The organism is Streptomyces sp. NPDC001415, assembly GCF_053597395.1.
Genome location: NZ_JBSFIE010000037.1, coordinates 61,376 through 70,624, shown reverse-complemented (window position 1 = coordinate 70,624; position 9,249 = coordinate 61,376). Strand labels below are relative to the sequence as shown.

General features: G+C 70.7%; 10 protein-coding genes and 1 pseudogene. 5 read left to right on the top strand and 6 right to left on the bottom strand.

What is annotated here, in order from left to right; all coding sequences use genetic code 11:
- Nucleotides 1-103: 103 nt before the first annotated feature.
- The 3 genes from ACWC2B_RS32355 to ACWC2B_RS32345 are packed head-to-tail and all read right to left on the bottom strand — an operon-like array spanning nt 104 to nt 3,071.
- Complete coding sequence (locus tag ACWC2B_RS32355; RefSeq protein ID WP_450722891.1) at nt 104-280, bottom strand: hypothetical protein; 177 nt, start codon at nt 278-280, stop codon at nt 104-106.
- Nucleotides 277-2,229, bottom strand: coding sequence for a lantibiotic dehydratase (locus ACWC2B_RS32350; RefSeq protein ID WP_450722889.1), 1,953 nt, complete (start codon nt 2,227-2,229; stop codon nt 277-279). The genes ACWC2B_RS32355 and ACWC2B_RS32350 overlap by 4 nt, the downstream gene beginning before the upstream one ends.
- A complete protein-coding gene (locus ACWC2B_RS32345; protein ID WP_450722887.1) occupies nt 2,226-3,071 on the bottom strand; it encodes a thiopeptide-type bacteriocin biosynthesis protein in 846 nt (281 codons plus the stop codon). The genes ACWC2B_RS32350 and ACWC2B_RS32345 overlap by 4 nt, the downstream gene beginning before the upstream one ends.
- A gap of 216 nt (nt 3,072-3,287) precedes the next feature.
- On the opposite strand from ACWC2B_RS32345, the gene ACWC2B_RS32340 reads away from it, so the two are divergent.
- Both ACWC2B_RS32340 and ACWC2B_RS32335 read left to right on the top strand, forming a co-directional pair.
- Nucleotides 3,288-4,055, top strand: a complete 768-nt coding sequence (locus ACWC2B_RS32340) for a LuxR C-terminal-related transcriptional regulator (protein WP_450722885.1) — start codon at nt 3,288-3,290, stop codon at nt 4,053-4,055.
- Between the two features lie 326 nt (nt 4,056-4,381).
- On the top strand, nt 4,382-4,795 hold the full coding sequence (locus tag ACWC2B_RS32335; protein ID WP_450722883.1) for an STAS domain-containing protein: 414 nt from the start codon (nt 4,382-4,384) through the stop codon (nt 4,793-4,795).
- Nucleotides 4,796-5,021: 226 nt separating this feature from the next.
- Here the strand turns inward: ACWC2B_RS32335 and ACWC2B_RS32330 are convergent, their stop codons facing one another.
- On the bottom strand, nt 5,022-5,279 hold the full coding sequence (locus ACWC2B_RS32330) for a Thoeris anti-defense Tad2 family protein (protein WP_386007959.1): 258 nt from the start codon (nt 5,277-5,279) through the stop codon (nt 5,022-5,024).
- 271 nt (nt 5,280-5,550) lie between these two features.
- Between ACWC2B_RS32330 and ACWC2B_RS32325 the strand changes: the two are divergent.
- Nucleotides 5,551-5,946: pseudogene (locus tag ACWC2B_RS32325) on the top strand (transposase); the annotation flags it as partial.
- 41 nt (nt 5,947-5,987) lie between these two features.
- On the opposite strand, the gene ACWC2B_RS32320 reads toward ACWC2B_RS32325, so the two are convergent.
- Both ACWC2B_RS32320 and ACWC2B_RS32315 read right to left on the bottom strand, forming a co-directional pair.
- Nucleotides 5,988-6,515, bottom strand: a complete 528-nt coding sequence (locus ACWC2B_RS32320) for a GNAT family N-acetyltransferase (RefSeq protein WP_450722880.1) — start codon at nt 6,513-6,515, stop codon at nt 5,988-5,990.
- Nucleotides 6,488-6,958 carry a hypothetical protein gene (locus ACWC2B_RS32315; protein WP_450722897.1) on the bottom strand — a complete coding sequence of 157 codons (471 nt, stop codon included), beginning with the start codon at nt 6,956-6,958 and terminating at the stop codon, nt 6,488-6,490. The genes ACWC2B_RS32320 and ACWC2B_RS32315 overlap by 28 nt, the downstream gene beginning before the upstream one ends.
- 659 nt (nt 6,959-7,617) lie before the next feature.
- Between ACWC2B_RS32315 and ACWC2B_RS32310 the strand changes: the two genes are divergently transcribed.
- Both ACWC2B_RS32310 and ACWC2B_RS32305 read left to right on the top strand, forming a co-directional pair.
- Complete coding sequence (locus ACWC2B_RS32310; RefSeq protein ID WP_450722895.1) at nt 7,618-8,820, top strand: ROK family protein; 1,203 nt, start codon at nt 7,618-7,620, stop codon at nt 8,818-8,820.
- 54 nt (nt 8,821-8,874) lie between these two features.
- Entirely contained in the window at nt 8,875-9,027 is a 153-nt protein-coding gene (locus ACWC2B_RS32305) for a hypothetical protein (RefSeq protein ID WP_450722878.1), read from the top strand.
- Nucleotides 9,028-9,249: the final 222 nt, after the last annotated feature.

Sequence of the window (9,249 nt, the reverse complement as noted above, 5' to 3'; positions counted from 1 at the left end):
ACGCTCTGGCCGACCCGTACGCCGATCCGCGAGAGATGGGCGTACTGCGAGTACGTGTTGTCGGCGTGCCGACCTCCTCTCCGGGTGTCCGTGGGCCATGTGGTCAGCCACCGCAGGGACAAGTGCAGGTGCAGCACGCGCAGTTGGTGCAGCTGCTGGTGGTGATGCGGCCACTCGGCGTCAAGAGCTGGGTGTCGTCGAACTGGGTCTCCAGCTGCTCGATGAGTGCGTCCAGGTCGTCGAGCTGGAGCCGCCCGTTCTGGGGGAGACCCGTGGTCATGTCGTTCGCCTCTCTTCTTGTCCTGGTGCGGTCGGAGGTGCTCCGGCGGGCAGCGGGACCATCAGCTCGGTGGCCACCGGCGCGCAGGCCGGGTCGGCCAGATCGGATACGGTCAGTTCGCTGGGTGAGGGCACCATCTCCTCGATCACCGGCGTCAGGTTCGAGGCCGCGGCGATGGCCGCGGTGCGTTCGAGGACGCGGAGGGCCTGCAGGCTCTCCAGGTCACAGGGCAGCGGCGAGCTGATCCCGGGGCCCGGCGACAGGAACACCCAGCGCGGGAGCCCGAACCGGTCGCGCAGCCGGGTCAGTTGACGCAGCTGCGTCAGCTCGGAGTCGCCGGGTGACGGCAGTAGGTGGGCGGGCAGGCGCCATTGCGCGGCGGACAGCACCAGCGCACCGGCGACGGTGATCCGCGGGACGTAGTCACGGCCCGGCAGCGCGGTCAGCGAGTGCCGCAGTCGGCGGCGCCAGGCCGAGGCCTGCGGTGAGCCGCGCAGCAGCAGCGAGGCGACCGTGTCCCAGGGCGGTGGTGCGTTGCGGACCGAGTGGTACAGGGGGCGGACGGGGCCGCTTCGGTCGCTGATGACGATCCGCCCGGCGGACCAGAGCGCCGTCAGCTCGTCCAGCGGAACGAAGCGCGGCTTGCCCGTATTGCCGTCGCAGTACGCCAGCAGATCGGGGTCCCCGGTCCAGGCGGCCGCGTACAGGGGCCGACGCACGGCGTTGGCCGAGAACCGCGAAAGGGCGGGGAACAGCAGCTCCACCGAGGGGATCCCGCTCTCCTCGTCCAAGCGCCGCAGAAATCCGCGGTACGCCTCCACGTGCGGCAGCGGTCCGTGCAGCCGCTCCAGGGCGCTGATGAAGCGGGCGTCGAGGACGGCCGCGGGTGTGGTGATGTCCAGCGCCCAGTGCCGGCCCGGCAGCGGGCGCACGATGCAGTCCATCGGCCAGTCGGGCCGTGCGGCGGGTGCGCCGAGGCGGTCGAGGAGCCGCGCTCCGATGTCGATCGCGTGGCCGGCCGGCAGCCCGTCGATCCGGGTGTCGAGCCAGTCGAGCAGCCGGGTGTAGCCGGAGCCGGGTGTGTGTCCGGCGGGCCACTGCGCGCGGTGCTGGCCCGCCGCCGCAGGCTCCCGACGCGCGGCGAGCTGCGCACGCAGGATGTCCAGGACCGGCTGGTCGCGTCCGGTCAGGAACGGGGGAGCACCCCGAGGAGGGGTCGCGGCGTCATCGGTCATCAACTCCTGCAGCCGCAGCGCCTGCCCGATCGCCGCCCGCAGCACCGCCAGATCGGTGGCAGGCAGCGCACCGGAGGTGCGCCGGTAGACATCGAGATAGCCGCCGTCCACGCGCTCCACCCGGGGCTGCGGGAGCGCGCCCTGCCAGGAGCGGCTGCGCTGCACCGGTGGGGTGCGCGATTGCAGCACGCCCATCTCGCCGAGCCGCACCAGGAATTGCCGCAGCACAAGTCGCTGCGCGTCCCCTGCCTCCGGCACCACCGCCGCTTCCAGCGCGCGCAGCGTCAACGCGCCGCCGCGCAGCGCCCCGTACAGCTCATCGATCAGCGGAGTCCGCCGGATCCGTACCGGAGTCAGGACGATGCCTTCCCCCGGATCGAGCGCGAGCACTTCAAGGTGCCCTTCGCGCACCCGCAGCAGTGCCGCGACCGCCACGAGGGACGCGTGTTCAGCCGGCGGCAGCGGCAGCGGCAGCCCGTGGTGCAGCCGGCGCCGCGCTGCCAGCGTCAGGCGGCGCTCCGTGACCGACAGCGAGGGATCCGGCACGAGCAGGGTGCCGACGGCGTCGGCGAGCCGGGCACTCATCCGCGTGAAATCGCTCTCGGTGCAATCCAGTTGCCGTACGAGCCGGAACAGTCCCGGCGACCCGGCCGCACACCACAGCCGTATCGGCAGCCCGGCGCTGCGCAGCAGAGAGGTCTCCTGCCCGGTCACTTCACCCCACCGCCCGGCCGCACGGTCAGCGCCTCCGCGATGAGCGTCTGGCAGACCAGGGACAGGCCCGCGCGGTTTCCAGTGGAAGACGATGACGAACGCGGCTGCCTCGCGCGGCCCGACGGCCGGGTCGCCACGGTGAAGTACTCGCCGCGCCAGCGCTCCCCGGCCGCCACGACCGCGCGCCGGAACTCCTCGGTGTACTCCAGTGCACCGGCCGGCAGCCGCCGGGCGAGCGTGCCCGGGTCCGCCCAGCCGGCGCGCAGCGCCTCGGCGATCCGCTCGGCTTCCTCGGGTGGCTCGGCCCCGTCGGCGTACCTGCGCCCGGTCTGCCGGCGCAGCCGGTCCCAGACGTCCAGGTCCTCCCAGCCGACGATGTCCAGTGCGTCAAGGAGTTCCCGCACCATCACCAGCGACATCGCCCAGGCCGCGCGCGATCCGGGGCCGCTTTGGTGAAAGCCCAGCCAGGCAAGCGAGTCGGCGGTGAAGACCCGGTGGACGCTGCGCAGCGAGACAGGCCCGCCGAACAGATACTCCTCCGGTTCGTACACCCCGCCGGTCCAGTCGAGCAACAGACCGTCGCTGCGCCACCGGGTCAGCCGCTCCCTCAACAGTCCGTCCACGCACGTGCGTTCGGGCCCCGGCACCCGGAACCGTACCCGCAGCCCCGGCGGCTTGTGGAGGAAGAAGAAGTCGGCGGCGCCCTCGTCGGCTGCGAGCAACTCCTGAGCGGTGGACCGCAGTTCGGCGTAGAGCTTCGCACGCACCGAAGGGGCCGGGACGACCCCGTAGTGCAGCCAGGGCTCCGGGGCCCGGCGCAGGACCGGTGCCTCGGTCGACATGGTCTGAGGCGTGTGCCGACAGGCGCACTCGTCCATGGTGGAAACCCCCGAGAGAGCGGACCACGGTCTGTTCACCGCGGTGGTGCAAGCCTGCCGAGGGTCCGCCCGGCGCGGTATGCGTACCTCTGCGTAGCGAGTGGCCCGCGCCGCCCCCTTGACAGGGCGACGCGGCGAGTTGTCTTCGGGGTGGGTACGTAGGGGGTTTCCGTGTCCCACATGTCGGCGCGTGACTACCAGCGCATCCTCGACCTGACCGTCGCGATCCTCGACAGCCACCGGGTGACTCTGCCCTGGGACGTGGTGCGCGTCGAGCTGGGTGAACTGTTCGACAGCCCGTCCAAGGCACTGTTCTCGACCACTGGCTGGGACGACTCGCCGGTGGGCAGCACGCCGACCGACGTCCACCCCGGGTTGGAAGCTCTCGAAATCGCCATGCACGCGCATCCGCTGGTACGGCACTACCAACGCACCGCCGACTCCAGACCGTTGACCCCCGATGCGCTGTACGTCGAGGGCCGCTGGCCCGATCCGGAGGCGCAGCACGTGTTCGCCGGGATGTTCGGGGCCGAGCATCAGCTGGCCCTGCCCCTGCCGGCGCCCACGGGAATCGGCCATCTGATCATGCTGGGGAGGACCGAAAGTCCGTACACCGGACGTGACCAGGAGGTCGCCGGACGGATCCAGCCGCTCTTCGCGGCGGTGGTGAGGCATCTGGCATACGCCCACACACTGCCCGCGCCCCAGGGAGGAGGTCCCGAGGACACTCTCTACCGGGCCGCCGAGCTTCGGCTCACCCCGCGGGAGACCGTCGTGCTGAGCCGGCTCGCGAAGTCGCTGACCGCGGAGGCCATCGCCCGCAGGCTCGGCATCTCACCGCGCAGCGCGCACAAGCATCTGGAGAACCTCTACCGCAAGTTCGGCACCGGCGACCGTCTCTCCACCGTGCTGCACGCCCGCGAGATGGGGCTACTGACCGCAGACTGACCGTGTTCATCGGGGCGAGCCTGAGCTCCGGGGGCCGGGGCGGACGGGCAGACGCTACGCCACCACCCGTGGAAGGAGCCTCTGGTGCCCGCCATTGCGCTGCGGCATGCTCCAACGGACCCGAAAATCTCATCAATCTAGTACGTACATACGTCAAGCCGTCTGGTCGGATTTAATCCTTAATAGGGCATGTGACGCCATGTGAACCGTTTCTGTGGCTCCTGCCCTGCGACGCTTCCCGTACTGCGTGCTCCATGGCACAGTCCCAGCCCCCGGTGGCCCCACCCGCGTGCTCCCAACTGCCCGCCCCGCCGAGGTGACGTCACATGACCCAGCGCCCTCCACCCCTCACCCGACACCTGCACACCTACCGCACCCACGGCCACACCGTCCTGGAGTTCCACGGCGAGATCGACATGGCTGCCGCCACCGAATTCATCCCGCGCCTCGACGCGGCCATCCACCGGCCCGAACCCCTGGTCGTCATCGACCTGACCCCGGTCACCTTCCTCGACTGCTCCGGCCTGGGCCTGCTCTGCCGCGCCCACCACCACGCTCTTCTGCGCCACGGAAGCATGCGCCTGGTCTGCAACTACCCGCCCACCCTGCGCCTGCTGCACCTCGCCCGTCTCACCAGCGTCTTCCGCCCCGTCCCCAGCCTCCACGACGCACTGCCGGGCCCGATGCGCCCCTTCCGCAGCGGCCGGACACCCGAGCCGGGCAGCAGCACCTGCGGGTGAGGCAACGTGCCGGTCGTCAGAGAGCGAATGCTCGCCGCGGCCCGCACGGGCGCCGCGGTCTAGGCGCCCTGAGGGTCTTCCCCGACCCCATCGCGCTGCGTGTCCGGCTGCCGCTGGAGTCGAGGGATACGCGTCGGCTGAGAGCCCCTCCCCGCCTCCGGTCGTCGGCCGGGGCCGGCGAGCGCGGCGGCAGGGTTCTGAAGAGCGTGATCGCGTGGGTATGCGATCACGCCTGTTCGTCTGGGGTGTCGATGTCGTACCAGTCGTCGGCGAGCAGGCCGGCGTGCGAGGGCTGTGCGCCGACCTGAACGGTGCCCTCGGCGGTGACGAAGCGCAGGTGGGCTTCGAGGGGGAGCTCCCGGGAGTCGGGGGTGGTGCAGACCGACTCGGGTTCCAGGTACACGTATTTGCCGGGCTGGATCCAGCTGCGGCGGGCCATGCGGCGCCCCTTCTTCATCAGCTCCAGCGCGGTAGAGAAGTTCATGCAGGCGAGCGTAACGGCGCGCCTGCCAGCCGGATCAGGTTTTGAGCGAGCCAGGTAGCGGTGCGCGGGGTATGTGCACCCGGCCGCCCCGAGCGCGCCTGCCACGGGTGCGTGATGGGCCGTCGACGGCGGGTGGTTCGGGCGTTCCGACCCTGTCGGGTATCGCTGTGCGAGTGATCACTGTGGCCGGTCTCCGTATTAGAGGTTGTCCCGTAAGCCCTGTCCAAAGATGAGATGACCTTGGCGTGGGTGGGGTGATCACGGCGTCGGAGCGAAGTCGGCCGCGGACCGGGTCATTGACCACCTCGCGCTCGCCCCGGTCCGCCGCCGGCATCCGGTGGGCACCGTGCTCATCGTGGACGGAACACTGGCCCCGACCCGGGATCGCACCGTCGCGGCGTCGAGCAAGAACTACCGCTACTCCACCAACCACCAGGTGGTCATCGATGCCAACACCCGTCTGGTCGTTGCCGTCGGACGCCCGGTCTCGGGCAGCCGGCACGACTCGAAGGCATACGCCGAGTCCGGGGCGGACCGGGCCGTCAGGAACGCCCCGGTCATCGCCGACGGTGGCTACCTCGGCACCGGTCTCCTGATCCCGCACCGGCGCCCGGCGGGTGGTGAACTGACCGACGAGCAGGAGACCGACAACAAGGTCCATCAGCGGCCTCACCCACAGCAATTCGAAGATCACTTACGGGACAACCTCTAGTCGCCGAGGATCCGCTCCCACAGCAGCCCGTCCCGCCAGCTCCCGTCGAGCAGGATCGAGGAGTGCGCGACGCCGTACGGGCTGAACCCATTGCGGCGCAGTACCCGTTGGGACGGCAGGTTCTCCAGGTTGGTGGAGGCCTCGGCGCGGTGCAACCCGAGGTCGTCCGTCATCACCCGGAGTGCGAGCCCGACCGCGCGTCCGGCGTGCCCTTGATTCTGGGCGACGGTGGCGATCCAGTATCCGACGGAGCCGCGGCGCAGGTGCGGTTGCGGCAGGATGCCTCCGATGGTGACCTGCCCGATCACCTGGTCGTCGGCGAGTACCACCCCCGGCCACACGGTGCCGGCGCGGTATCCGGCCAGCAGCTTGTCGATCCGCTGCGCCTGGCCCTGCGGGGTGAAGAACTCGGCGGGCTGGGCCGGTTCCCACTGCCGGAAGGCCTCGGCGTCCCGCACCCGATGCGCGGCGATCGGGACGGCGTCCGTGGGCTCGATCAGGCGGATCCTGGTGCTGGGGTGCATGCGCTGGACCTCGTCGCGGTTATCGGCTGAGGCGGCCAGCCTATGCAACGGTCTCTGTGCCGCCGTGCCCCATGCCCGGCGGAGGATGGAGTCGATCGCGGAGCTGGTGTTCTCGCCGAACAAGTCCAGGTATCGGGTGTCGAGTTGGTAGTGGTTCGGGCTGCGGCGGAGGAACTCACTGAGGGCGGCCCGCTTTGCGAACACCTGGTGCAGGAGCAGGTGCAGAAGCAGCCGGGCGTCGGCCGTGCCCGCCAGGGCACGGGCCACCGCTCAACGACGGTCTGCAGGGCCGGAGTCCTGCGCTGGTAGCGCACCGTCAGCCCCGCGATCTGCTCGGCGAACGTCTGCTTCGAACAGTCCGGGTTCTCGCAGTACAGCCGTCGCACCGACAGGCCGATCATCACCGGGCGCCCGCCGACGGCCTCATCCGCGACATGCCGCACATAACGGCTGTGCTCCCAGTCCGACGTCTTGCCGCATCCCGGGCAGACCGCCAGGACACCGGCATGCCTCCGCGCCGTGATCCGTACCAGATCCTCGCCGGCCTCAACCGTCTCGACCTGCACCGTGGCCAGCTGCGGCAGCAGGTCCTCCAGCGGTCCGCCCGGCCGCCCGTCTTGCCGAACTCGGCGTCTCCTCGGGCCTCTGCGGGGCCGCGGTGCTCGCCGGGCTGCGGGCAGCGCTCACCGGGGTGGGCGCCGACGAACGCCGTACGACGCTGGGGATCTGCCCGTCCTCGGTGGTCGTACTGCCCAGCACCGAGGGCTTGGCCGTCAACCCGCACTCCGGTGCCGGCCCGGAGCGGCCGGCTGACCGACTTCGTGGCCGCGCTCGGTGTCCCCGGCCGCCCGGTCGCCTCCGGCTGAACAGCGTCAAGGGGGCCGTCCGTACCGTGGGCGGCGTCTGGGCAGCCGTCGGCCGGTTTGCTAGCTTCGAGCCATGGTCGCCCAGGCTGAGAACTTCGCGTCGCGTCGCTATGTCGACCTGCGGCGCCAGGGCACGGCCACCTGTTGCCCGAGCTGAGGCGGCCGGAGCGGGTCCGGATCGCCGACGACGAGACGGCGCAGTGTCGGACCAGCTCTTGAGGAAAAAATCCATGTCCATGGCAATGGCACCCTCAGCGGCACGGCGGGCGGCGGACGGTACGCGGCGCAGGACCAGCGCCAGCGTCGTCCTGCGGTCCGTCCTCGAACACGGGCCGGTCGCCCGGAGCACCATAGCCCGGCTGACCGGCCTCTCCCCGGCGTCGGTGACCGACCATTGTGCCCAGTTGGGCGCGCTCGGCCTGATCCGGGAGGCCGCGACGCCCCGGCAGTCGAAGGGGGCCGGGCGCCCGCACATACCCGTCGATCTGGACGCCTGCCGGTTCGTGGTGGGCGCGGTGCATGTCGCCGTGCCGTACACGACCGTCGCATTGCTCGACCTGCGCGGGCGGGTGATCGCCGAGCGGCGCCTCGGTCACGGCGGCAGCACGGAGCCGGGCCGGGTTCTCGGGAACGCCGCCGACGGCCTCGGCGCGCTCCTTGCGGCGGCCGGAGACCGGACCGCGCTGGGTATTGGCGTGGCCGCCGGGGGCTGGGTGGACCGTGACGCCGGGATCATGGTCGAGCACGGGCTCCTCGGCTGGCGCGATGTGGCGGTCCGCGAGGTCATCGGTGCGCACACCGGGCTTCCGGTCCAGGTGGACGGACACGCACGGGCGTTGGTCAACGGGGAGCGGCTGTTCGGGCGGGCGCGGGGGAGCCGGAGCGCACTGCACCTGTTCGTCGGCAATGTGGTGGACGCCGCGTTCGCCACCCATGACGAGGTGCACCACGGTCCCCGCTCGCAGGCCGGGTCGATCGCCCATCTGCCGCTGGAAGGCGGCACGGAGCCGTGCGACTGCGGCCGGACCGGGTGCCTCCAAGTCGAGCTGAGCGAACGGACGTTGTGCCGCCGGGCGCGCGAGCTGGGTGTCGTCAGCACGGCGAATCCGATGCACGTGGTGCGCGCCGCGGCCGATGGAGATCCGATTGCGGTACGGCTCCTCGTGGAGCGGGCCAGGATGGTCGGGCGGGTGGTGCGGCTGCTGCTCGACGTACTCAACCCGGAGACGGTCGTCATCACCGAGGCCGGGGTGATGTACCGGGACGACTGCCTCGGCGCGGTGCGCGAGGCGGTGGGGGAGCGCGCGGCACTGGTGGTGCCGAGCAGTTTCCCCGACTCCGTCCTCGCAGTGGCGGGCGGGTCCGTTGCCCTCGACGTGCTCTACCGCGATCCGCTGAGCGCTTCGGCGATATCAGGCGTGCCTGCGGGGCCGAATTAATTCAGGAACTCCGAATGTTGACAGGGGCTCTGCCGGGCCGCGAACATTCTGGGCATGAGCAGCGCGCAGGAATTCTCCCCGGTGATCCGGTCGCGGCAGGTCTGCGACCGGATCACCAGTGTCGCGCCGGCGCCCTCGGGGCAGGTTCCGCTGACCAAGTGCCGTTTCATCGACCTGATGCGGACCGGTCGCACCCTTTGTTGCTGATGTGACGCAGTGTTCTTCACGGCTTGACGCGTCGATGAAGCCACACATTGTTGCGGGAATGTTGACGCATTGACGCACTCGCTGCCTAGCACCCCCTCGTGCTTCTGGCACGCGCCTTTAGTGTGCGCTCATTTTCTGCGCGTACTTCAGCCCTTCCCGGCCCTTCGCCGCGCCCGGGTTCCGGAAATGACGCACGAATTCCACCCCCTTGAGTTTCCCCTT

Excerpts from the sequence above, each read along its gene's own strand:
- ACWC2B_RS32345 (WP_450722887.1), bottom strand. The coding sequence starts at position 3,071 with ATGTCGACCGAGGCACCGGTCCTGCGCCGGGCCCCGGAGCCCTGGCTG.
- ACWC2B_RS32330 (WP_386007959.1), bottom strand. The coding sequence starts at position 5,279 with ATGAACTTCTCTACCGCGCTGGAGCTGATGAAGAAGGGGCGCCGCATG.
- ACWC2B_RS32355 (WP_450722891.1), bottom strand. The coding sequence starts at position 280 with ATGACCACGGGTCTCCCCCAGAACGGGCGGCTCCAGCTCGACGACCTG.
- ACWC2B_RS32310 (WP_450722895.1), top strand. The coding sequence starts at position 7,618 with ATGGCAATGGCACCCTCAGCGGCACGGCGGGCGGCGGACGGTACGCGG.
- ACWC2B_RS32305 (WP_450722878.1), top strand. The coding sequence starts at position 8,875 with ATGAGCAGCGCGCAGGAATTCTCCCCGGTGATCCGGTCGCGGCAGGTC.
- ACWC2B_RS32335 (WP_450722883.1), top strand. The coding sequence starts at position 4,382 with ATGACCCAGCGCCCTCCACCCCTCACCCGACACCTGCACACCTACCGC.
- ACWC2B_RS32320 (WP_450722880.1), bottom strand. The coding sequence starts at position 6,515 with ATGCACCCCAGCACCAGGATCCGCCTGATCGAGCCCACGGACGCCGTC.
- ACWC2B_RS32340 (WP_450722885.1), top strand. The coding sequence starts at position 3,288 with ATGTCGGCGCGTGACTACCAGCGCATCCTCGACCTGACCGTCGCGATC.